A 23,515-nucleotide genomic window follows, 5' to 3' on the forward strand; every position below is an offset into this window, starting at 1 on the left:
GTCACTGCGCAGACACCGGGACGGGTCGCCGACCGCCCGCCACTTCGACCCTTCGCTCCGGGGACACCTTGTCATGGAATTCCTTGTAAAAAGCGTCAGTCCGCAAACCCTGAAGACCGCCACCCTGGTGCTCGCCGTCGGCGAAGGCCGCAAGCTCGGCACCGTGGCCCAGGCCGTGGACGCCGCCAGCGGCGGCGCCATCGCCGCCCTGCTCAAGCGCGGCGACCTGGCCGGCAAGGTCGGCCAGACCCTACTCCTGCAAGCTTTGCCCAACCTTAAGGCCGAACGCGTGCTGCTGGTGGGCGCGGGCAAGGAGCGCGAACTCTCCGACCGCCAATACCGCAAACTGGTTTCCTCGGTGCTGGGCAACCTGAAGAGCCTGGGCGGCGGCGACGCCGTGCTGGCCCTGGGCGACCTGGCGGTCAAGGGCCGCGACGCCCACGGCAAGGCGCGCCTGCTGGTGGAGACGCTGGCCGATGGCCTGTACGTGTTCGACCGCTTCAAGAGCCAGAAGGCCGACGCGCCCAAGCTGAAGAAGATCACCCTGCTGGCCGACAAGGCCGACACCCCCGCCGTCGAGCAGGGCGCCAGGCAGGCCCAGGCCATCGCCAACGGCATGGCCCTGACCCGCGACCTCGGCAACCTGCCGCCGAACCTCTGCCATCCCAGCTTCCTGGCCGACGAGGCCAAGGCCCTGGCCAAGGCGCACAAGAACCTCAAGGTCGAGGTGCTGGACGAGAAGAAACTCCGCGAGCTGGGCATGGGCGCCTTCCTCGCCGTGGCCCAGGGCAGCGAGCAGCCGCCGCGGCTGATCGTGCTGCAGTACAACGGCGGCAAGAAGGACGAGGCGCCCTACGCGCTGGTGGGCAAGGGCATCACCTTCGACACCGGCGGCATCAGCCTCAAGCCCGGCCTGGGCATGGACGAGATGAAGTTCGACATGTGCGGCGCCGCCAGCGTCTTCGGCACCTTCCGCGCGGTGCTGGAACTGCAGCTGCCGATCAACCTGGTGGGCCTGCTGGCCTGCGCCGAGAACATGCCCAGCGGCCGCGCCACCCGCCCCGGCGACATCGTCACCACCATGAGCGGGCAGACCGTGGAAATCCTCAACACCGACGCCGAAGGCCGCCTGGTGCTGTGCGACACCCTGACCTACGCCGAGCGCTTCAAGCCCCAGGCGGTGGTGGACATCGCCACCCTCACCGGCGCCTGCATCGTCGCCCTGGGCGCCAACACCTCGGGCCTGATGGGCAACAACGACGCCCTGGTGCGCCAACTGCTCAAGGCCGGCGAGCACGCCGACGACCGCGCCTGGCAACTGCCGCTGTTCGACGAGTACCAGGAACAGCTGGACAGCCCCTTCGCCGACATCGCCAACATCGGCGGGCCGAAGGCCGGCACCATCACCGCCGGCTGCTTCCTCTCGCGCTTCGCCAAGAAGTACCACTGGGCGCACCTGGACATCGCCGGCACCGCCTGGATCAGCGGCGGCAAGGACAAGGGCGCCACCGGCCGCCCGGTGCCGCTGCTCACCCAGTACCTGCTGGACCGCGTGAAGTAATGGCAAAGCGCAATCGTTCGATGGGATCGCCGGCATGACGCGGGTCGACTTCTACGTCATCCCCAGCGCCGATCCCGACGCGCGCCTGACCATCGCCTGCCGCCTGGCCGACAAGGCCTGGCGGCAGGGCATGCGGGTGTACCTGCTGTGCGCCGACGAAACTCAGCGCGAAGCCCTGGACGCGCGCCTGTGGAGCTTCCGCAAGGAAGCCTTCGTGCCGCACAACGCCGCCGAGGAAGACGCCCAGGCCCCGGTCACCCTGGGCCTGGGCGAGCCGCCGGCGGGCCCCCGCGACCTGCTGATCAACCTGACGCTGGCGGTGCCGGCCTTCGCCGGCGAGTTCTCGCGCATCGCCGAACTGGTGGTGGAGGAGCCGGCCATCCGCCAGGCGGCGCGGGAGAATTTCCGCTACTACCGCGAGCAGGGCTATCCTTTGCAGGACCATCGCCTGCCGCGCCTCTGACGCTCTACCGGAAAAATGGACAGCCGCAAGCCACCGCAAGACCCCGACCACCTGCTCGACGACCTGGAGTCGATCCACGACCTGCTCGGCGAGCCGGATGGCGAACCGCCCCTGCTCACCGAATCCTTCGAGCCGGACAACATCCCGCTGCTCTCCGACGTGGTCCAGGCCTCGCCGCGCCCGGCCCCGGCCGAGGAAGAGCCCGAGGACGACCTGCCCCCGGCGGGCCACAACCGCGAGCAGGCCCGCCTGGACAGCGAACTGCGCGCCGCCGCGCAGCTGATCCTGCAGGACGTGATCGACGACTTCGTGCCGCAGATCGAAGCCGAACTGCAGCGCCGCCTGGAAGCGCGCCTGCAAAGGCTGCTGGCGCAGCGCAAGCCCTGACGCCGGCCCTGCCGGCGCGATCGCGGATGAGATCCGCTCCTACGGGTCACCTCACACCACGCCCATTGTAGGAGCGCGCCCTGCGCGCGAATCGCGGGCAGGGCCCGCTCCTACAGGTTGGCGCAGGCCCTCCCGCCCACGCCGAACGGCCCCCTCTCCCTCCGGGAGAGGGCTGGGGTGAGGGCAACGGGGCCAACCCGAAGCCCCACCGTAACGCCCCCTGCCCATTGTAGGAGCGCGCCCTGCGCGCGATTTCGCGGGCAGGGCCCGCTCCTACAGGTTGACACCGGACCTCCCGCCCACGCCGAACGGCCCCCTCCAGCCCCCTGATCGCCGGTGGCCGCCGCCCCTCGGCAGCCGTTATACTCTCCGGTTTTCCGTCTAGCCGCTAACAGGGTCCCGCCGCGCTCATGGACAAGACCTACCAGCCCCACGCCATCGAATCCCACTGGTACCCCACCTGGGAGCAGAACAACTACTTCGCCCCGCAGGGTTCCGGCGAGCCGTACACCATCATGATCCCGCCGCCGAACGTCACCGGCAGCCTGCACATGGGCCACGGCTTCAACAACGCCATCATGGACGCGCTGATCCGCTACCGCCGCATGCAGGGCCGCAATACCCTGTGGCAACCGGGCACCGACCACGCCGGCATCGCCACCCAGATGGTGGTGGAGCGCCAGTTGGCCGCCCAGGGCATCGCGCGCCACGACCTCGGCCGCGAGAAGTTCCTGGAGAAGGTCTGGGAGTGGAAGGAACAGTCCGGCGGCACCATCACCCGGCAGATCCGCCGCCTGGGCTCCTCGGTGGACTGGTCGCGCGAGCGCTTCACCATGGACGACGGCCTGTCCAACGCGGTGAAGGAAGCCTTCGTCCGCCTGTTCGACGACGGCCTGATCTACCGCGGCAAGCGCCTGGTCAACTGGGACACCAAGTTCCACACCGCCATTTCCGACCTGGAAGTGGAGAACCACGACGAGAAGGGCCACCTCTGGCACCTGCGCTACCCCCTGGCCGACGGCCACAGGACCGCCGACGGCAAGGACCACCTGGTGGTCGCCACTACCCGCCCGGAAACCCTGCTCGGCGACAGCGCGGTCGCCGTGCACCCGGAGGACGAGCGCTACCAGGCCCTGATCGGCACCTTCGTCGAACTGCCGCTGGTGGGCCGGCGCATCCCGATCATCGCCGACGACTACGTCGACCGCGAGTTCGGCACCGGCTGCGTGAAGATCACCCCGGCCCACGACTTCAACGACTACGAAGTCGGCAAGCGCCACGACCTGCCGCTGATCAACATCTTCGACAAGGACGCCGCCGTTCTCGCCACCGCCCAGGTGTTCAAGCTCGACGGCAGCGTCAACCCGGATGTGGACGCCAGCCTGCCGGCCGCCTACGCCGGCCTGGACCGCTTCGTCGCGCGCCAGCGGATCGTCGCCGACTTCGAGGCCAGGGGCCTGCTGGAGAAGATCGACGACCACGCGCTGAAAGTGCCCAAGGGCGACCGCTCCGGCACCGTCATCGAGCCCTGGCTGACCGACCAGTGGTACGTCTCCACCAAGCCGCTGGCCGAACCCGCCATCGCCGCCGTGGAGGACGGCCGCATCCAGTTCGTGCCCAAGCAGTACGAGAACATGTACTTCAGCTGGATGCGCGACATCCAGGACTGGTGCATCAGCCGCCAGCTGTGGTGGGGCCACCGCATCCCGGCCTGGTACGACGAGGCCGGCAACGTCTACGTCGGCCGCGACGAGGCCGAAGTGCGCGCCAAGCACAACCTGGGCGACCAGCCCCTGCGCCAGGACGAAGACGTGCTGGACACCTGGTTCAGCTCGGGCCTGTGGACCTTCTCCACCCTCGGCTGGCCGGAACAGACGCAATACCTGAAGACCTTCCACCCCACCGACGTGCTGGTGACCGGCTTCGACATCATCTTCTTCTGGGTGGCGCGCATGATCATGCTGACCATGCACCTCATCAAGAACGAGGACGGCACCCCGCAGATCCCGTTCAAGACCGTGTACGTCCACGGCCTGGTGCGCGACGGCCAGGGCCAGAAGATGTCCAAGTCCAAGGGCAACGTGCTCGACCCGCTGGACATCGTCGACGGCATCAGCCTCGACGCGCTGCTGGAAAAACGCACCAGCGGCATGATGCAGCCCAAGCTCGCCGAGAAGATCGCCAAGCAGACCCGCGCCGAGTTCCCCGAAGGCATCGCCAGCTACGGCACCGACGCCCTGCGCTTCACCTTCTGCTCGCTGGCCTCCACCGGCCGCGACATCAAGTTCGACATGGGCCGCGTCGAGGGCTACCGCAACTTCTGCAACAAGCTGTGGAACGCCGCCAACTTCGTCATCGAGAACACCGATGGCCAGGACACCGGCGTGAACGGCGAGCCGGTCGAGCTGTCCGCGGTGGACCGCTGGATCATCTCCGCCCTGCAGCGCACCGAGCAGGAAGTCGCCCGCCAGCTCGACGCCTTCCGCTTCGACCTGGCCACCCAGGCCCTCTACGAGTTCGTCTGGGACGAGTACTGCGCCTGGTACCTGGAACTGGTCAAGCCGGTGCTGTGGGACGAGAACGCGCCCATCGAGCGCCAGCGCGGCACCCGCCGCACCCTGGTGCGCGTGCTGGAGACCGCGCTGCGCCTGGCGCACCCGTTCATGCCCTTCATCACCGAGGAAATCTGGCAGCGCATCAAGGCCTCCGCCGGCAAGAGCGGCGACACGCTGATGCTGCAACCCTGGCCGGTGGCCGACGAGGCGAAGATCGACGCCGCCGCCGAAGGCGACATCGAGTGGGTCAAGCAGTTGATGCTGGGTATCCGCCAGATCCGCGGCGAGATGAACATCTCCATGGCCAAGCGCATCGACCTGGTGCTGAACAACGCCTCCCCCGAAGACCACCGCCGCCTGGCCGACAACGAGCCGCTGCTGATGAAGCTGGCCAAGCTGGAGTCGGTACGCGTGCTCGACGAAGGCGAGGAACCGCCGATGTCGGCCACCGCGCTGGTGGGCGAGCTGCAGGTGCTGGTGCCCATGGCCGGGCTGATCGACAAGGCCGCCGAGCTGGCGCGCCTGGACAAGGAAATCCAGCGCCTGGAAGGCGAGGTCAAGCGCGTGGGCGGCAAGCTGGCTAACGAAGGCTTCGTCGCCAAGGCCCCGGCCGAAGTGATCGAGAAGGAACGCGCCAAGCTCGCCGAAGCCGAGCAGGCGGTGACCAACCTGATCCAGCAGCGCGAGAAGATCGCCAGCCTGTAACAGGCGTCATCCACAGGGCCCGCGAATGCGGGCCTTGTGCTTTTCGCTTGTGCTACCTTCTGGCATATCCCCGGAGCCCGGCCACCGCCATGAACCGCACCAACGCCCTGAACCTGCTGCAAAGCTGCAAGCCCGAGCTGGCCGAGCGCTTCGGCGTGGTCAGGCTAGCCCTGTTCGGCTCCACCGTGCGCGATGCCGCCAGGTCCGACAGCGACGTGGACATCCTGGTGGCCTTCGACGGCCCCGCCACCTCCGAGCGCTACTTCGGCGTGCAGTTCTACCTCGAGGACCTGCTGGGCAGCAGCGTCGACCTGGTCACCGAAAAGGCCCTGCGCCCCGAACTGTGGCCCTTCATCGAGGCGGAGGCGGTGAATGTCTGAGGCGTCCGGGCGCGTCTGATACTTCTATGTCGACGACATGATCACCTGTGCGGAGAAAGTCCTGAGCTATGTCCGCGATAGCCGGAGGCTCCGACGCGATTCGCGGATGAATCCGCTCCTACGCTGCCCCACCTGCGCCATTCCCCTGTAGGAGCGCGCCCTGCGCGCGAATCGCGGGCAGGGCTGTTCTCCTACAGTTGTCGTGAGGCATGGAGTTTCCTCGTAGGAGCGGACCTTGTCCGCGATAGCCCAAGCTACTGGCGCAATTCGCGGATGAGATCTCCTACGCCGCCCCACCTGCGCCATTCCCCTGTAGGAGCGCGCCCTGCGCGCGATTCGCGGGCAGGGCCCGCTCCTACAGTTGTCGTGAGGCATGGAGTTTCCTCGTAGGAGCGGACCTTGTCCGCGATGAACCAAGCCACCGGCGCGATTCGCGGATGAGATCCGCTTACGCTGCCCCACCTGCGCCATTCCCCTGTAGGAGCGCGCCCTGCGCGCGATTCGCGGGCAGGGCCCGCTCCTACAGGTACAGGAGAAATGCCGTCGTAGGAGCGGATTCATCCGCGATTGCGCCGGCAGGGCCGGCGTTCGGTCCATCGCGTGCGGAGCCCTACCATACCGGCGGGCCCGGCTTCTCGTAGGAAGAGCCTCTGTCCCTCAGAACACCGTGCCAACCGGGTAGACGTAGGCATTCACGTCATAGAAGGGCGTGCGCTGGTAGAACCATTCCAGCCGCGCATGCGGGTCCTTGGCGAAGGCCTTGTCCTCCTTCAGCTTCTTCTCGAATTCCGCCTTCAGCTGCGGGTCCTCGGCGAGCATCTTGCGCGCCATCGGCTCCATCACGTACTCCTCCGGCTCTTCCGCGGACACCAGCGTCGAGTTGAAGAAGCCCCAGGACCAGAAGGAATCCGGGCTCTCGGCGGTCAGCAGGTTGATCGCCAGCACACCCAGCGGCTGGTCGGTGTCGATCACCACCGAGCCGGCCGGGTAGGTCTGCAGGCGCTGGAACGGCTTGCCGGTTCCGCTGACCAGCAGGTGCCCCTCGTAGCCGGGGATTTCGTTGGCCGCGGCGCGGTCCGGTTCGAAGCCGCCGGCCAGCTTGATGTCGTCCATGCGGTACAGGGTGACCTCGATGGCGGTCGGCTGCTCCAGGGTCTTCATGCGGATGCCGTGGGCCTTGAGCCGGGCGATGACCTCGCTCCACTGCACCGGCACCACGTACTGTTTCGGCCGCTTGACCACCAGGTCGGGCACCGAGTTGTCGCTGATCGGCACCTGCAAGGTCTTCGGCTTGTTGCTCCAGACGATGGTCTTCGCGCCGGTGATGGGCGATTGCTCGTAGCGGTAGTCGCCGACGACGAAGGGCGTGTGCTGCTCCTTGCCCGGCTTCCAGGTCAGGATCACCTCCTTCTGCGCCTCCAGGCGCTCGCGGTCCTTGGCGATGGCGGCCTTGAGCGACTCGGCGTTGTCGCCGATCACCTGGAACATCGCCTTGAGCATCACGTAGTTGCCCAGCACCTGGGTTTCATACGGGTGCAGCGCGTGCTGCTCGATGAGGATCGAAGGCACGTTGCGGATGTCGCCGTACTGGTTGGAGAAGCGCGCCAGGTCCGTGCGGTAGGGGTAGTAGCCCTTGGCCGGGTCCTGGTTGTCGTTGAGGCTGATGCACTCGTGCACCACGTGGCCGTCGCCCTCCAGCTCCTTGTACACCGGGCCGCGCATGACCTTGTCCATCCACTGGCTGGACGCCGGCGACCAGCCGTTGCCATTGTGGCAGTAGGAGCTGTCGTAGGGGTACATGGCGCCGTCGGTGGAGTGGGTGTCGGCGAAGAAGCTCAGGTCGTACTGGTTGAACACCCAGGCGACGTTGCGGATTTCCGCGCTGTCGAGCTTGGTGAAGTCGCGGTTGAGGTTGAGATTCTGGCCGTTGACGCGCCAGCCGGTGACCTCCGGGCCGTTCTGGTTGATGCGCCCGTAGGGGCTGCGGCGCAGGTCGCCGTCGACGTTCACGGTGGGGATGAAGAGGATGTTGACCTTCTCCAGCAGCCCGGCCAGTGGCTTGGCCCCGGCGGTCATGTCGCGCAGCAGCATGAACATGGCGTCCTTGCCGTTGGCCTCGCCGGGGTGGATCTCGGCCTCGACGAAGAGCGTCGGCTTGCCCGAGCCGTTCAGCCCGGCCGGCGATTTGTCGGCCTCGGTGGACGCGGTCACCAGCAGCATCGACTCGCCGCTGGCGCTCTTTTCCGGCAGCTCGCTCAGCTGCAACCTGCCGCCGGACGCATCGGCCAGCTTCTTCAGGTACTCGCGGGTCTGCTGGTAGTCGCTGGTCTGCCGGAAGCCGCTGGACTCGGCCAGGGTGATCAGCGGATCGTCGGGCTTGGCCAGGTAGCGGGTGCTGGCCAGCTTCTGCTCGAACATCGGCGGCAGGATGCGCTGCCTGGCCGCCGCCGGGTAGCCGCTGTCGTCGACGTAGCCGGGTGCCTGGGGCAGCGCGGCCAGGGCCGGTAGGCTGCCGCTCAGCAGCAGTGCGGCGTACAGCGGGTGGAATCCTCGATGGCGCATGGTGGGCCTCCTTTCGCGGTTAGCCATGGCCCCGAGAACCTTAGACCATGATCCGCGCGGCCGAAGGGGCCGGTTGTCGCAGGAGTCATTCCGGGGTGGAATGACTACCCGAAGAAAGCTCGCTTGGCGCGGTGCAGGCTTTGGGCCGAAGATCGACGCGCCAGCGCGGCCCGGAAAGCCGCCGTCCCGACTTCCACAGGAGCCCGCACCATGTCCGACCTTCCCGCCCGCAATGGCGGCCAGATCCTCGTCGAAGCCCTGCTGCGCAACGCGGTGGACACCGTCTACTGCATCCCCGGCGAAAGCTACCTGCCGGTGCTCGACGCCCTGCACGACGCGCGTTCGATCCGCACCATCGTCACCCGCCACGAAGGCGCCGCCTCGAACATGGCCGACGCCTACGGCAAGCTCACCGGGCGCCCGGGCATCTGCTTCGTCACCCGCGGGCCGGGCGCCACCCACGCGGCCAACGGCGTGCACACGGCGAAACAGGACTCCACGCCGATGATCCTCTTCGTCGGCCAGGTGGAAAGCGCCTTCAAGGGCCGCGAGGCGTTCCAGGAGGTGGACTACCGGCAGATGTTCGGCGGCCTGGCCAAGTGGGCCACGGAGATCGACGACATCCAGCGCATTCCCGAGGTGGTCGCCCGGGCCTTCGCCGTGGCCCAGTCCGGCCGCCCCGGCCCGGTGGTGGTCGCCCTGCCGGAGGAAGTGCTGTTCGGCACCGCGCAGGTGGCGGATGCGCCCGCCCCGCGCATTGCGCAGGTCGCCCCGCCGCTGGCCGCGCTGGAGGAGCTGCGCAGCCTGCTCGCCCGCGCCCGCAAGCCGCTGCTGGTGATCGGCGGCACCGACTGGGACGAGGCCGGGCGCCGCGCCCTGCAACGCTTCGCCCGGGCCAACGAACTGCCGGTGGTGGCCTCGTTCCGCCGCCAGGACCTGTACGACAACCGCGACGAGCAGTACGTCGGCCAGCTCGGCTTCGGTGCCTCGCCCAAGCTCGCCGCGCGGGTGCAGGAGGCCGACCTGCTGCTGGTGCTCGGCTCGCGCCTGAGCGAGACGCCCAGCGCCGGCTACACCCTGGTGCGCAGCCCGAAACCCGAGCAGACGCTGATCCACGTCCACCCCGACGCCAGCGAGCTGGGCCGCGTCTACCAGGCCGACCTGCCGATCCAGGCCAGCCTGCCGGCCATGGCCGCCGCCCTCGACGCCCTGGCGCCCCTGGAAAACCGCCCCTGGGCCGAGTGGACCGCCGAGGCCCGCGCCGACTACCTGGCCTACTCCACCCCGCCGGCCAGCCCCGCCGAACTGCAGGGCGTGGACCTGGCCGCGGTGGTCGGCCACCTCGCCGAAACCCTTCCCGAAGACGCGGTGATCAGCAACGGCGCCGGCAACTACGCTGTCTGGGTGCACCGCTTCTACCGCTATCGCGCCGCCCGCAGCCAGCTGGCGCCCACCAACGGCGCCATGGGCTACGGCTTCCCCGCCGCCATCGCCGCCAAGCTGCGCGAGCCGCAGCGCGAGGTGGTGTGCTTCGCCGGCGACGGCTGCTTCATGATGTACCCGCAGGAACTGGCCACCGCCGTGCAGTTCGGCGCCGCGCTGATCGTCATCGTGGTCAACAACGGCATGCTCGGCACCATCCGCATGCACCAGGAGCGCGAGTATCCAGGGCGCATCTCCGCCACCGAACTGCACAACCCGGACTTCGTCGCCCTGGCCCGGGCCTTCGGCGCCCACGGCGAGCTGGTCGAGCGCACCGAGGACTTCGCCGCCGCCTTCCAGCGCGCCCAGGCCTGCGGCAAGCCGGCGCTGATCGAGCTGCGCACCGACCCACGGCAGATCACCCCGGTGGCGCGGCTTTCCTGAAAACCGCCGAAGGCTTCGCTAAGCTGCATCGGATCAAGGCATTGCGCCCCTCGCCTGGGCACAATGCCCGCCGATTCGCCGGCTAAGGAAGCGCATGAATCCGCAACTGCTCTGGGTCCTGTTCCTGCTCGCCACCGCTGTGGCGCTGTTCGTCGTCAACCGGCCGCGCATGGACGTGGTCGCCCTGCTGGCCATGGTCGCCCTGCCGCTGACCGGCGTGCTCAGCGTGCAGGAAGCCCTGGCCGGCTTCGCCGACCCCAGTGTGGTGCTGATCGCCGCGCTCTTCATCATCGGCGAGGGTCTGGTGCGCACCGGCGTGGCCTACCGCATCGGCGAATGGCTGACGCACAAGGCCGGCAGCGACGAGACGCGCCTGCTGGTGCTGCTGATGCTGGCGGTGGCCGGGCTGGGCTCGGTGATGAGTTCCACCGGCGTGGTGGCGATCTTCATTCCGGTGGTGCTCAGCGTCGCCGGGCGCCTGAACGTCTCGCCGGCGCGGCTGATGATGCCGCTGAGCTTCGCCGGGCTGATCAGCGGCATGCTCACCCTTGTGGCCACGCCGCCGAACATGGTGGTGCACAGTGAACTGGTGCGCGAGGGCGAGCCGGGCTTCGGCTTCTTCAGCTTCACCCCCATCGGCCTGGTGATCCTGGTCCTGGGCGTGGCCTACATGCTGGTGGCCCGGCGCTGGCTCGGCGACAACCGCGACGGCCCCGGCAACGCCGCGCAGCGCCGCTCGCTGCGCGACCTGATCCGCGACTACCAGTTGGCCGGGCGCGAACGCCGGCTGCGCATCCGCCCCGACTCCACGCTGGCCGGCATGACCCTCGGCGACGTCCAGCTGCGCACCGAGCGCGGCACCAACGTGATCGCCATCGAGCGCCTGGCGCGCTTCCGCCTGAAGATCCTCAGCCCCGGCGCCGACGTGGTGCTGCAGGTCGGCGACGTGCTGCTGGTGGACATCTACCAGCCGGGCATCGACCTGCTCGCCCTCTACCACGAATACGGCCTGGAACCGCTGAGCCTGCACGGCGACTACTTCACCGAGCGCGCCCACGAGGTGGGCATGGCCGAGGTGACGCTGCCGCCGGAGTCCGCGCTGCTGGGCAAGAGCATCCTGCAGCTGGGCTTTCGCAGCCAGTACGGGCTCAATGTGGTGGGCCTGCGGCGCAACCGCGAAGCCGTGGTCGACGGCCTGCTGGACGCCAAGCTGAAGGTCGGCGACACCCTGCTGGTGGTGGGCGCCTGGAAGGACATCCGCCAGCTCCAGGGCCAGGGCCGCGACTTCCTGGTGCTGAGCCTGCCGGCCGAGGTGGACGAGGCCGCGCCGGCGGCCAGCCAGGCGCCCCACGCGCTGCTGAGCCTGGGGGTGATGGTGCTGCTGATGGTCAGCGGCCTGGTGCCCAATGTGCTGGCCGCGCTGATCGCCTGCCTGCTGATGGGCGCCTTCCGCTGCATCGACATGGACAGCGCCTACCGCGCCATCCACTGGCAGAGCCTGGTGCTGATCGTCGGCATGCTGCCCTTCGCCCTGGCCCTGCAGAAGACCGGCGGCATCGACCTGGCGGTGCAGGCCCTGGTGGCGGCCCTGGGCGGCGCCGGGCCCTACCTGATCCTCGCCAGCCTGTTCCTGCTCACCGCGCTGATCGGCCTGTTCATCTCCAACACCGCCACCGCCGTGCTCATGGCGCCGGTGGCCATCGCTACCGCCAGGGCCCTGGGCGCCCAGCCGGAACCCTTCGCCATGATAGTGGCGCTGGCCGCCTCGGCGGCCTTCATGACGCCCATCTCCTCGCCGGTGAACACCCTGGTGCTGGGCCCCGGGCACTACCGCTTCGGCGACTTCGTCAGGGTCGGCGTGCCCTTCACCCTGCTGGTGATGATCGTCAGCGTGTTGCTGGTACCCTGGCTGCTGCCGCTGTATTGACCGAACAAGGAAAGCCCATGGAAGTGAGCAAGACCAAGAGCAGTTTCTACCGCCGCCTGTACGTCGCCTGGCTGGTGCACAGCGGCCAGGCCAGCAGCGTGCCGGCGCTGATGGAAGCCACCGGCATGCCCCGGCGCACCGCCCAGGACACCCTGGCGGCGCTGGCCGACCTGGACATCGACTGCGTGTTCGAACAGCACGCCGGCGAGCGCAACAACGCCGGGCACTACCGCATCCGCGACTGGGGCGCCATCGATCCGCGCTGGATCGAGGCGAATCTGGCGAAGATCAAGGCGACTCTGGAATACCCCTGAATCCGCTCCTACGCCGCCCCACCCACGCCATTCCCCTGTAGGAGCGCGCCCTGCGCGCGAATCGCGGGCAGGACCCGCTACGTTTCCAGGAAAGCACGGTCGTAGGAGCAACTGTCTTGCGCCGAGGTGCTTTTCGTAGGATGGGTTGAGCTTGCGATACCCATGCTGCCGGGGTGATGGGTATCGCTCCGCTCAACGCCATCCTACGAAAAGCCGTGCTTCCTGGAACCGTAGGACCTTGTCCGCGATAGCCGGACATCCCGGCGCGGTTCGCGGATGAGATCCGCTACGGGAAGCAGAAGGCGCGCTTCTGTGGGAAAATCGCCCTCCGCTCCCCTGCCCTGCCGCCCGCCATGCCCAAGCCGCCGAAACGCCCCGCCAAGCCGCAACCGCTGCGCGATCCCGCCGCGAAGAAACCCGACCTGCTGCACCCGCGCAACCGCCACCAGGGGCGCTACGACTTTCCCGGCCTGATCGCCGCCAGCCCCGAGTTGGGCGACTACGTCATCACCAACCCCTACGGCAAGCCCAGCATCGACTTCGCCGACCCGCAGGCGGTGCGGGTGTTCAACCGCGCGCTGCTCAAAGCGCAGTACGGCATCGGCCACTGGGAAATCCCCGCCGACTTCCTCTGCCCGCCGATCCCCGGCCGCGCCGACTATGTGCACTACCTGGCCGACCTGCTGGCCGAAGACAACGCCGGCAGCGTGCCGCGCGGGCCCGGCGTGCGGGTGCTGGACATCGGCGTCGGGGCCAACTGCATCTATCCGCTGATCGGCCACCGCGACTACGGCTGGCGCTTCCTCGGCGCCGACATCGAACCCGCCGCCCTGGCCTCGGCGCACAACATAGTGCTGGGCAACCCGGGCCTGGCCGAGGCCATCGAGCTGCGCCAGCAGAGCGAGCCGCAGCACATCTTCCACGGCCTGCTGCACGCCGACGAACGCTTCCACGCCAGCCTGTGCAACCCGCCGTTCCACGCCTCCCCCGAGGAAGCCCGCGCCGGCAGCCGGCGCAAGTGGAAGAACCTCGGCAAGCTCGACCCCTCGCGCAAGCTGCCGCTGCTGAACTTCGGCGGGCAGAGCAACGAGCTGTGGTGCGAGGGCGGCGAGATCGCCTTCCTCAAGCGCATGGCCAGCGAAAGCCGCGAAGTGGCGCAGCAGGTGCAGTGGTTCAGCTCGCTGGTGTCCAAGGCCGGCAACCTCGACGACTTCCGCCGCGCCCTGAAGAAGGCCGGCGCGCTGCAGGTGCGCACCCTGGACATGGCCCAGGGGCAGAAGCAGAGCCGCTTCGTCGCCTGGACCTTCCTCGACGCAGAGGCGCGCGCCGCCTGGTACCGCTGACTAGCGGATGAACTCGCGGCTGACGGCGCGGAAGGTCTCGCTGCCGGCGCGCTCCAGCCATTCGAAGGCGACCATCTCACGGTTGACGATCACCGCGCCGGCCTGGCGCATGCGCTCCAGGGCCAGGGCCTTGTCCTCCGGGCGCCGCGAGCCGACCGCCTCGGCCACCACGTAGACCTCGCGGTCCTCGGCCAGCAGGCCGAGCACGCTCTGCAGCACGCAGACATGGGCCTCGGTGCCACACACCACGAACTGCCGGCGCTCGCCGCCGGGCAGTTGCAGCAGACCAGGGTCGGCCACCGCGGAGAAGGCGATCTTCTCCAGGATGGCCGCGGCCGGCAGGTGCTCGCGCAGCTGCGCCAGGGTCGGACCCAGGCCCTTGCTGTACTGCTCGGTGGCCAGCACCGGCACGCCCAGGCGCTGCGCCACGGCCAGCAGCCAGGCGCTGTGCTGCAGCAGCGCCTCGGCGTCGTGGATGGCGGGGAACAGGCGTTCCTGGATGTCGATGAGGAGGAGGGTCGAGGTGGGGGCGTGGAGCAGCATGGGGGAGTCTCCTGGGGTGGTTCTTCTTTTTCGGCTTGCTGTGTGGGGGTGTCAACCGGAAAGCAGGTCGACACAAATGCAGGGAAGAGAATGAGCGAAGGTGAAGCGCTGGAGCAACGTCAAGTCCGCTCCCTCTCCCCAGCCCTCGGCTGCGCGCCCCGCCCTGAAGGGAGAGGGGGCTTGTCCGTGCCGAGAAAAGGCTTGGTTTCAGCCGGCAGTCTCTGTGTGGCCGGCTGACTCCAAAGCATCAGCATCTGCCCAACGGTCCCCTCTCCCTTCAGGGAGAGGGTTAGGGAGAGGGAGCCACACCCGCAAGCCACGCAGAAACCTCCCCCCGCGCCAAAGAAAAAGGCCCCTGCAAAAGGGGCCCTCCTCTCTTCAGCCATGCACCCTCAATGCCCCGTCACATCCCCGCGGCGGCTGGTCTCGAAGAGGAACCAGGTGCGCTGCTCGGTCTCGTCGATCCAGTTCTCGATGAGGCTGGCGGTGGCGATATCGTGGTACTCGTCGCACAGGTCGTGGACTTCGCGCATGTAGGCGGTCAGCGACTTGTTGTCTTCCTGCAGCTCGGCCAGCATGTCCAGCGGCTGGACGAACTCGGCGTCGTTGTCGGCGATGCGCTTCAGGCGGCCGATGTGGCCGATGGAGCGGATGGTGTTGCCGCCGATCTTGCGCACGCGCTCCGCGATCGGGTCGGTCATGGCGAAGATTTCGGTGGCCTGGTCGTCCAGCAGCAGGTGGTAGTCGCGGAAGTGCGGGCCGCTCACGTGCCAGTGGAAGTTCTTGGTCTTCAGGTACAGGGCGAAGACGTCGGCCAGCAGGCGGCTCAGGGCCGCGCTGAGGTCGCGGGTGGCGTCCCTGGACAGGTCCGACGGGGTGGCCAGGGCCGGGGCGCGGCGCGGTGCCGGCTTGGCCGCGGCGGCGGGCTTGGCGGCAGCCGCCGGTTTGGCGGCGGGTTTCTTCGCTGCCGGCTTCTTCGCCGCGGCAGGTTTCGCAGCAGCGGGTTTGGCAGCGGCCGGCTTGGCCGCAGCCGGCTTGCTGGCGACGGTCTTGGGTGCAGCGGGTTTCTTCGCAGTGGCTGCGGTTTTCTTCATCTCGATCACCTCAAGGGGTCTTGTGGATGCCGCCCCTGTGCGTGCCGAAACTGGCGGTCCGGGACGAGCCTGACGCACTCCCTGCGTTATTCCTCTTACGGCCAAGAGTGCGCTCTTGAGCCTACCTCGCCGCGCTTCGATTGCAAGTCGTCGCGCCGCCCAACGTGCGGCGCAATGACGCCGGGCAAGGCTCAGGATTGCACGGCGAAGCACGCGTCGAGGCGGCTGTACCCCATACCGACACCTTTGTGCACCTTGAGTTGCACGGGAATGCGTTCCTTGAGCGCCTCGACGTGGCTGATCACGCCGATGCTCTTGCCGCTGGCGTTGAGGCTGTCGAGGGCGTCCAGCGCCACTTCCAGGGTCTCGCCGTCGAGGGTGCCGAAGCCTTCGTCGAGGAACAGCGAATCGATGCTGGTCTTGTGGCTGACCAGGTCGGACAGCGCCAGGGCCAGCGCCAGGCTGACCAGGAAGCTCTCGCCGCCGGAAAGGGTGCGGCAGTCGCGGGCGACGTCGCCCTGCCAGGTGTCCACCACCTCCAGTTCCAGCTCGCCGTCGCCGCGCCGCGCCAGTTGGTAGCGGCCGTGCAGGCGCTGCAGTTGCCGGTTGGCCAGGTGCACCAGGTGGTCGAGGGTCAGGCCCTGGGCAAAGCGCCGGTACTTGGCGCCATCGGCGGAACCGATCAGGCCGTTCAGGCGCTGCCAGAGGTCGTGGTGCGCCTCCTGTGCGGCGATCTCGGCGAACAGCGCCTGCTGGCTGGCGCGGCGGGCGTCGTCGCCTTGCAGTTGCGCGCGTACTTCGCCCTGGCGCTGGCCCAGTTCGCGCAGCTGGGTGGCGAGGGCCTGCAACTGCTCGTCGAGGGCCGGTAGCTCCAGTTCGCCCAGCGGTTGCGCGCGCAGTTGGCGCTCGGCTTCCTCGGCGGCGACGCGCAACGCCACGGCTTCGGTCAGCGCGGTGTCCAGGCGCGTCTTGAGTTCGCCCAGGCGCTGGCGCTCGCCATCTTCCAGCAACGCGGCGAGGAAGGCCGCCAGGTCGGCGAACGGGCTTTCAGCTAACGCCTGCTGCCAGGCTCGCTCGCATTCGGCCAGAGTCGTGCGCGCCTGCTCCAGGTGCGCGGCGAGGCTCTGCTCGCGGCCGAGCAGCGCATCGGCCTGGCGCTGCGCCGCCTGTAGGGCCGCCTCCGCCGCTTGCAGGGCCTGTTGCGGCTGCGCCTCGGGCGCCGGCTCCGGCAATGCCGGCTCGCCACTGGCGCTCCAGCGTTCGCGCCACTGCCCGGCCTGGGCTTCGGCTTCCTGCAGCAGGCGCCGGGCTTCGCGCTCGGCCTCCTGCAGTTGCTGGTCCCGTTGCAGGGCCTGCTGCCAGGCGCGCCATTCGCCTTCGCGCTCGGCCAACCAGGCAGCGCCTTGCTCAGGCAAGGCGGCGGCGAAACCGTCGAGGCTGGCCAGCAGTTCGGCGGCCTGGCGTTCGGCCTGGGTTTGCAGTTGCTCCAGGCGTTGCTGCTGTTCCGCCTGGCGCTGCTGTGCGTTGTCCAGGTCACGATGCAGCAAAGCCTCCTGCTGCAACGCGGCCGCATGGCTGCGCTCGGCGCTCTCGCGGGCGCTCGCGGCCTGCTGCAATTCGCCCTTGAGCGCATCGAGCGCCGCCAGGCGTTCCTGCAGGTCGGCCAGGGCCTGCTCCTGGGCCTGGCGGATCGCGGCCAGGCCGGTGGCATCCTCGATGGCGAGGTTCTGCTCGGCCGACTGACGCTGCCATTCCGTATCGAGCTGGTGCAGTTGTTCGCGCAGTTGCTCCAGTTGCTGCCGAGCCTGGGCCGCCTGGGCCGTCACGTCGGAGAGTTCGTCGCGCAGCGCCACGCCGTCGCTTTCCAGAGCGGCCAGGGCCGCGCGGCATTCGCCGAGGGCGCGGCGCGTCTGCGACACGTCCAGCGCCTGGTAGCTGGCGATGGCCGGGTGTTCGTGGGAGCCGCACAGCGGGCAGGCCTCGCCGGGCTGCAGTTGCGCGCGGTAGGCCTCCAGGGCCTGGATGCGCTGCTCCTGCTCCAGCAGTTTCTCCTTGTCGGCGACCTGCTGCTTCAGCGCCTTGTAGCGCTCGCGCAGTTCGGCGATCGCGGCTTCCTTCTGCGCCTGGCGTTGCTGCAGCGAATCGAGCTGGGGTTGCAGGCGGGCAGCCTGCGCGTTGGCCTGTTCGCGGCTCTGCGCCAGCTGTTGCAGGCGGTCCAACGCCCTACCCTGCTGCTGCAGTTGCTGCCAGCGTTCGCGCAGGGCGCTTTCGCCGGCGCCTTGCAGCAGGTCCTGCGAGCGCGTCTGCTGCTGAGCCTCGGCCTGGCGCGCTGCTTCCAGCGCCTGCCCGGCGTCGGCCAGGGCCTGGCCCTGGGCGGTGAGTTGGCCGTGCAAGGATTGGATGGCGGAGGCTTCCTGCTCCAGGCGTGCGCGGGCGCCCTGCAGTTCGCCGCCGAGCTGTTCGCGCTGGGCGAATTGCGCACGCCAGCCCCCCAGCAGTTCGCCCAGGCGGGCGCGTTGCGGGTGCGCGGCGAGTTGCGCCTGCACTTCGTGGCGCTGCGTAGCGAGTTCATCAATGGCGCGCTGGCGCTGCCCCGCCCACTGCGCGCTGTACTGGCTGGCCTGCCACAGGCTGCGCACGGCCTGCTCCGCGCAGTCCCGCTGCTGGCGCTGCAGGTCCGCCAGGCCGCTTTCGTCCCGCTCCAGCGCTTGGCGGGCCTGCTGCCAGGCCGCATGCAGGGGCTGCAGGCGCGCCGCCGGCTCGCTGGCGGCCAGGCGCTGCAGGTCGGGGGCCGCCTGGAGCAAGGCATCGCGGGCCTGCTGCTCGCGCGCGGCGGCCTGCTGGTGCTGTTGTTCGGCGCGAGAAAGGTCTTCGCGCCAGCGGCGCTGGGCCTGCAATTCGGCCTGGCGCTGGAGCAACGGCGCTTCCTCGGCCAGCAGGCGTTCGGCCTCGGCCTGCAGTTCGCCGCGCTGTTCCTCGCTGAGCAGCTCCATGCCTTCGGCACGGCTCTTCAGCAGCTCCAGATCGTTCTGCGCCGCCTTGCTGCGCTCGTACACGCGCTGGGAAATCAGCCCGTAGATTTCGGTGCCGGTGAGTTCTTCCAGCAGGGCCGCGCGGTCGTTGGCGCTGGCTTCGAGGAAGGCGGCGAAACCGCCCTGGGCCAGCAGCATGGATTTGGTGAAGCGGCCGAAGTCGAGGCCGGTGAGCTGCTCGGTCTGGCGCAGCTTGTCGTTGATCTTGTCGGTGAGGATTTCCCCTTCGCCGCCGGCGGCCTCGATGCGCGCCAGTTCCACCTTGGGCGCCTGCAGAGCGCCGTCGACCTTGTCGCGGGCCCGGCGCTGGCTCCAGAAGGCACGATAGCGGCGGCCCCTGACCTCGAACTCGACCTCGGCGAGGCAGTCGGCGGTGTGCCGCGTCATCAGCTCGTTGCCGCTCTGCGACAACGTGTTCATGCGCGGCGTGCGGTGGTACAGGGCCAGGCAGATGGCGTCCAGCAGGGTGGTCTTGCCGGCGCCGGTGGGCCCGGTGATGGCGAACAGGCCGTTGCCGGCGAAGGGCTCGGCGGCGAAGTCGATCTTCCACTCGCCCTTGAGCGAGTTGAGGTTCTTCAGACGCAGGCTGAGGATGCGCATCAGGCTTGCTCCTCCTGCAGTTCGGCGACCACCTGGCGGTACAGCCCGGCCAGTTCCTGGCGCAGCGGCGGCGCCAGGTCCTCGGCATCCAGGCGTTGTTCGAAGACGTCCTCGGCGGAGAGTTCGTCGAGGGTCTCGCGCGCCTCGCCGAACAGCCCCACCTGCTGGCTACCACGTTCGCGGCGGGTGCGCAGCACTTCCACCGGCAACTCCTCGCAGAGCTTCTCCAGGCGCGCCTGCAGGTCGTTCAGGTAGTCGTCGCTGCGCACCAGCACTTCCACCCACACCGGGCGTTCCGGCGTGCCCAGGTTGGCGGCTTCGGCCAGCGCCGCGGGCAGGCTGTCGAGGTCGCCGGCCAGCGACTGCAAGGGCTGGAAGCAGGGCACGGCCAGCGGCGTCACCGCGCGCAGGCCGCTTTCGTCGAGGTCCACCAGCAAGACTTCCTTGGCCTGTCGCGCCTCGTCGAAGCTCAGGGCGATGGGCGAGCCGCAGTAGCGGATGTGCTCCAGGCCGCCGACCTTCTGCGGCCGGTGGATGTGCCCCAGGGCGATGTAGTCCGCCGCCGGGAAGGCGCTGGTGGGGAAGGCTTCCAGGCTGCCGACGTAGATTTCCCGCACCGACTCGCTGGCGCTGGCGCCGACCGTGGTCAGGTGCCCGGTGGCGACTATCGGCAGCTTGCCACCGAGTTCGGCGCGCTTGGCCTCGGCCAGGGCGAACAGTGCCTGGTAATGCGCCTGGATGCCCTGTTGCAGGGCCAGCTGCTTGTCCTGGGCGCTCTGCCCGGCCTGGCTGGCCAGCAGGTCGCGCGGGCGCAGGAAGGGAATGGCGCAGAGCACCGCGCCCGGCGTGCCGTCGCGTTGCGGCAGCACCAGCAACTGCCGGTCGAGGTCGGCCCCGGCGGCGGCGATCACCCGCGTGCCGAGCACCGCCAGCAACTCGCGGGATTCCTCCAGCATGGCCACCGAGTCGTGGTTGCCGCCCAGCACCACCAGGCTGGCGCCGGTCTCGCGCAGTTCGACGATGAAGCGGTTGTACTGCTCACGGGCGTAGCTGGGCGGCGCGCCGGTGTCGAACACGTCGCCGGCGATGATCACCGCGTCCACCGCGTGCTCGCGCACCCGCTCCACCAGCCAGCGGCAGAAGGCGCGGTGCTCGGCCTCGCGGCTCTTGCCCATGAAGTGCTGGCCGAGGTGCCAGTCGGAGGTGTGGAGGATGCGCATGCGCCTGCTGTCCCGCTGTCTGATCCAGCCGGCGATGATACCCGCTTCCGGGGTGCGCCCGCGCCAGGCTGGCTATCCTGAAGGAACGCCGGCCGGGAATCAGACCATGCAACGCCTGCTCAACATGCTCCGCGACCTCGCCATCCTGGTGCGCGCCAACCTGTGGATAGTGCCCGTGCTGGCTGCCCTGGTGGCCGCGGTCTTCTACTTCGTCGCGCCGCCGCCGCCGATGAGCGCGACCCTCGCCACCGGCGCCCCTGACGGCGGCTACGCGGCCTTCGGCGAAAAGCTGCGGGCCGAGCTGGCCGAACAGGGCTTCGAGCTGAAGCTGGTGCCCAGCGCCGGCTCGCGGCAGAACATGGACCTGCTGCTGGACGAGCACAGCGGCGTGGACATCGCCCTGGTGCAGAGCGGCCAGGAACGCCAGCTCGCCGCCGGGCAACGGCAGCGCCTGCAGACCCTCGGCGCCATGTTCCAGGAGCCGCTGTGGCTGTTTCAACGCCGCGACGTGCACATCGACCGCATCGCCGACCTGCTGCCCCTGCGCGTGGCCCTGGGCAGCCGCGGCAGCGGCACCGAGGCGATCACCGCGGCCATCCTCCAGGCCAACGGCATCGGCGACGAACAGCACCCCGCCGGCTGGCAGGCCAGCGGCGGCGACAGCGCCGCCGACGCGCTGCTGGCCGGCAGCCTGGACGCCGCCTTCTTCGTCGGCCCGGCGGACAACCCGCTGATCCAGCGCCTGGCCGCCAGCGAGCAGCTGCTGCTGGCCGGCTTCCGCCGCGCCGACGCTTACGAGGCGCGCCTGCGCTTCCTCAAGCGCCTGGAGGTGGGCGAAGGCCTGCTGAACCTGGAACACAACGTGCCGCACCGCAACCTGACCACCCTGTCGCCGGTGGCCACCCTGGTGATCAACGACCGTTTCCACCCGGCGCTGACGCCGCTGATCCTCCAGGCCGCGCGCCAGGCGATGCGCCAGGGCAGCCTGCTCGACGCCCCCGGCGCCTTCCCCGCCGCCGAGCCGCGCACCCTGCGCCTGAACGAGGACGCCGAGCGCTACTACAAGAGCGGCCTGCCGCTGCTGCAGCGCTTCCTGCCGTTCCGCATCGCCTCCCTGGCCGACCGCTACATCATCCTGCTGATCCCCTTCATCGCCATCCTCATCCCGCTGTTCAAGTCCATCGGCCCGCTGTACCGCTGGCGCATCCGCGCACGCATCTACCGCTGGTACCGCTACCTGCGGGAAATCGACCGGCGCCTGGACGAGCACACCGGCAGCGCGGAACTCAGCCGCGAGATCGAGCGCCTGGAGAGCCTGGAGGCCGAGCTGTCGCGGGTGGAGGTGCCGCTGTCGTACTACAACGAGCTGTACGAGCTGCACCTGCACCTGAACTACGTGATCCGCCGCCTGCGCCAGCTGCGCCGCAACCGCCGCGAGCGCGACGGCGAGGCGCCGCTGGACAAGGCCGGGTGAGCGTGGCGCGTCGCGCTCGGGTAAACTGGCGGCTTTGCCACCATCGTCCAGAGCCGAGCCCGAGATGCCGATTCGTCACGCCATCGTCCACCTGATCGACAAGAAGCCCGACGGCAACCCCGCCACGCTGCACGCGCGCGACGCCGAACTGGGCGACTCCCAGGCCATCGAGAACCTCATGGCCGACCTCAACGAAAGCTACAACGCCAAGCCGAACAAGGCCTGGGGCCTGTTCCAGGAGGAGTCCGGCGCCTACCCGTTCAGCGGCTGGCTGGCCGAGTACCTGGACGGCGGTAAGGACTTCGTCGCCTTCAGCCGCCAGGCCGTGGAGCACCTGAAGAGCCTGATGGAGGAGTCCAACCTCTCCACCGGCGGCCACGTGCTGTTCTGCCACTACCAGCAGGGCATGACCGACTACCTGAGCATCGCCCTGCTGCACCACAGCGAGGGCGTGGCGGTGACCGAGGCGCTGGAAGTGGCGCCCTCGCGCCACCTGGACCTGGGCCAGTTGCACATGGCGGCGCGGATCAACTGCTCGGAATGGCGCAACAACAAGACCTCCAAGCAGTACATCTCGTTCATCAAGGGCAAGGGCGGCAAGAAGGTCTCGGACTACTTCCGCGACTTCATCGGCTGCCAGGAAGGCGTCGACGCCCCCAGCGAGACGCGCACCCTGCTCAAGGCCTTCAGCGACTACGTGGAAAGCGAGGACCTGCCCGAAGAGCAGGCCCGCGAGAAGACCGACACCCTGGTCGACTACGCCACCAGCCAGGCGCGCCTGGGCGAGCCGATGGCCCTGGACGCGCTCTCCGAGCTGATGGACGACCAGGCGCCGCGGGCCTTCTACGACTACATCCGCAACAAGGACTACGGCCTGGCCCCGGAAATCCCCGCGGACAAGCGCACCCTCAACCAGTTCCGCCGCTTCACCGGTCGCGCCGAAGGGCTGTCGATCAGCTTCGAGGCGCACCTGCTAGGCAGCAAGGTGGAGTACGACGAAGAGCGCGACATGCTGATCATCCGCGGGTTGCCGACGCAGTTGCACGACCAGCTCAAGCGCCGCAAATAACCGCGAATCGCGGACGGAGTCCGCTCCTACGTGTCCAGGAAAGCACGGTCGTAGGAGCAACTGTCTTGCGCCGAGGTGCTTTTCGTAGGATGGGTTGAGCTTGCGATACCCATGCTGCCGGAGTGATGGGTATCGCTCCGCTCAACGCCATCCTACGAAAAGCCGTGCTTCCTGGAACCGTAGGACCTTGTCCGCGATAGCCGGACGTCCCGGCGCGATTCGCGGATGAGATCCGCTACGTCCCCCCACCCACGCCATTCCCCGTAGGGCGCATAACGCCTACGGCGTTATCCGCCGTTGTCCCGGCTGTAGCGCGCCCTGCCCGCGATTCGCGCGCAGGGCGCGCTCCTATGTATGGACTCACCCCCACCGTCAACCCGCTTTTGAACATGAAAACCCGACTGCATCTATGTATTAGGC

The 23,515-nt window shown here is 68.8% G+C and carries 16 protein-coding genes; 11 read left to right on the forward strand and 5 right to left on the reverse strand.

Features of this window, described 5'->3' with window-relative positions; genetic code table 11:
- Window positions 1-73: 73 nt before the first annotated feature.
- The 5 genes from RN02_RS18930 to RN02_RS18950 all read left to right on the forward strand — a co-directional run bounded on the left by RN02_RS18930 (window position 74) and on the right by RN02_RS18950 (window position 6,051).
- Window positions 74-1,561: a leucyl aminopeptidase gene (locus RN02_RS18930; protein ID WP_043315905.1), complete on the forward strand. Its 1,488-nt coding sequence runs from the start codon at window positions 74-76 to the stop codon at window positions 1,559-1,561.
- A 34-nt stretch (window positions 1,562-1,595) separates the two neighbouring features.
- Window positions 1,596-2,024, forward strand: a complete 429-nt coding sequence (locus RN02_RS18935) for a DNA polymerase III subunit chi (protein ID WP_043315907.1) — start codon at window positions 1,596-1,598, stop codon at window positions 2,022-2,024.
- Window positions 2,025-2,039: 15 nt separating this feature from the next.
- Window positions 2,040-2,411 carry a hypothetical protein gene (locus RN02_RS18940; protein WP_009616139.1) on the forward strand — a complete coding sequence of 124 codons (372 nt, stop codon included), beginning with the start codon at window positions 2,040-2,042 and terminating at the stop codon, window positions 2,409-2,411.
- 410 nt (window positions 2,412-2,821) lie between these two features.
- Complete coding sequence (locus tag RN02_RS18945) at window positions 2,822-5,671, forward strand: valine--tRNA ligase (protein WP_043315909.1); 2,850 nt, start codon at window positions 2,822-2,824, stop codon at window positions 5,669-5,671.
- 89 nt (window positions 5,672-5,760) lie between these two features.
- Complete coding sequence (locus RN02_RS18950; protein WP_043315911.1) at window positions 5,761-6,051, forward strand: nucleotidyltransferase family protein; 291 nt, start codon at window positions 5,761-5,763, stop codon at window positions 6,049-6,051.
- A 657-nt stretch (window positions 6,052-6,708) separates the two neighbouring features.
- On the opposite strand, the gene RN02_RS18955 is transcribed toward RN02_RS18950, so the two are convergent.
- Entirely contained in the window at window positions 6,709-8,613 is a 1,905-nt protein-coding gene (locus RN02_RS18955) for a M14 family metallopeptidase (protein WP_043315913.1), read from the reverse strand.
- A gap of 210 nt (window positions 8,614-8,823) precedes the next feature.
- On the opposite strand from RN02_RS18955, the gene RN02_RS18960 reads away from it, so the two are divergent.
- The 4 genes from RN02_RS18960 (at window position 8,824) to rlmF (ending at window position 14,063) form a co-directional block, all read left to right on the forward strand.
- Window positions 8,824-10,479 carry a thiamine pyrophosphate-binding protein gene (locus tag RN02_RS18960; RefSeq protein WP_043315915.1) on the forward strand — a complete coding sequence of 552 codons (1,656 nt, stop codon included), beginning with the start codon at window positions 8,824-8,826 and terminating at the stop codon, window positions 10,477-10,479.
- A gap of 94 nt (window positions 10,480-10,573) precedes the next feature.
- On the forward strand, window positions 10,574-12,406 hold the full coding sequence (locus RN02_RS18965; RefSeq protein WP_043315918.1) for an SLC13 family permease: 1,833 nt from the start codon (window positions 10,574-10,576) through the stop codon (window positions 12,404-12,406).
- A gap of 17 nt (window positions 12,407-12,423) precedes the next feature.
- Window positions 12,424-12,720, forward strand: coding sequence for a winged helix-turn-helix domain-containing protein (locus RN02_RS18970; protein ID WP_043315920.1), 297 nt, complete (start codon window positions 12,424-12,426; stop codon window positions 12,718-12,720).
- Between the two features lie 353 nt (window positions 12,721-13,073).
- Window positions 13,074-14,063 (forward strand): 23S rRNA (adenine(1618)-N(6))-methyltransferase RlmF, encoded by a 990-nt coding sequence (gene rlmF, locus RN02_RS18975; protein WP_043315922.1) that lies wholly within the window; start codon window positions 13,074-13,076, stop codon window positions 14,061-14,063.
- On the opposite strand, the gene RN02_RS18980 is transcribed toward rlmF, so the two are convergent.
- The 4 genes from RN02_RS18980 to sbcD all read right to left on the reverse strand — a co-directional run bounded on the left by RN02_RS18980 (window position 14,064) and on the right by sbcD (window position 20,552).
- Window positions 14,064-14,606 (reverse strand): hydrolase, encoded by a 543-nt coding sequence (locus tag RN02_RS18980; protein WP_043315924.1) that lies wholly within the window; start codon window positions 14,604-14,606, stop codon window positions 14,064-14,066.
- 392 nt (window positions 14,607-14,998) lie between these two features.
- Window positions 14,999-15,700, reverse strand: a complete 702-nt coding sequence (locus RN02_RS18985; protein ID WP_009616129.1) for a Dps family protein — start codon at window positions 15,698-15,700, stop codon at window positions 14,999-15,001.
- 191 nt (window positions 15,701-15,891) lie between these two features.
- The gene (locus RN02_RS18990) at window positions 15,892-19,332 is read right to left on the reverse strand and encodes an AAA family ATPase (RefSeq protein WP_043315927.1); all 3,441 of its coding nucleotides are present in this window, start codon (window positions 19,330-19,332) and stop codon (window positions 15,892-15,894) included.
- Window positions 19,332-20,552, reverse strand: a complete 1,221-nt coding sequence (sbcD, locus tag RN02_RS18995; RefSeq protein WP_043315929.1) for an exonuclease subunit SbcD — start codon at window positions 20,550-20,552, stop codon at window positions 19,332-19,334. Before sbcD ends, RN02_RS18990 begins: the two co-directional genes overlap by 1 nt.
- Window positions 20,553-20,658: 106 nt before the next feature.
- Here sbcD and RN02_RS19000 point away from each other — a divergent pair, with 106 nt between their 5' ends.
- Both RN02_RS19000 and yejK read left to right on the forward strand, forming a co-directional pair.
- The gene (locus tag RN02_RS19000; protein WP_043315931.1) at window positions 20,659-22,026 is read left to right on the forward strand and encodes a TAXI family TRAP transporter solute-binding subunit; all 1,368 of its coding nucleotides are present in this window, start codon (window positions 20,659-20,661) and stop codon (window positions 22,024-22,026) included.
- Between the two features lie 64 nt (window positions 22,027-22,090).
- Window positions 22,091-23,095: a nucleoid-associated protein YejK gene (gene yejK / locus RN02_RS19005; protein ID WP_043273068.1), complete on the forward strand. Its 1,005-nt coding sequence runs from the start codon at window positions 22,091-22,093 to the stop codon at window positions 23,093-23,095.
- Window positions 23,096-23,515: the final 420 nt, after the last annotated feature.

Origin of the sequence: Pseudomonas sp. PI1 (assembly GCF_000812405.1) — a bacterium.
Taxonomy (GTDB): domain Bacteria; phylum Pseudomonadota; class Gammaproteobacteria; order Pseudomonadales; family Pseudomonadaceae; genus Pseudomonas; species Pseudomonas citronellolis.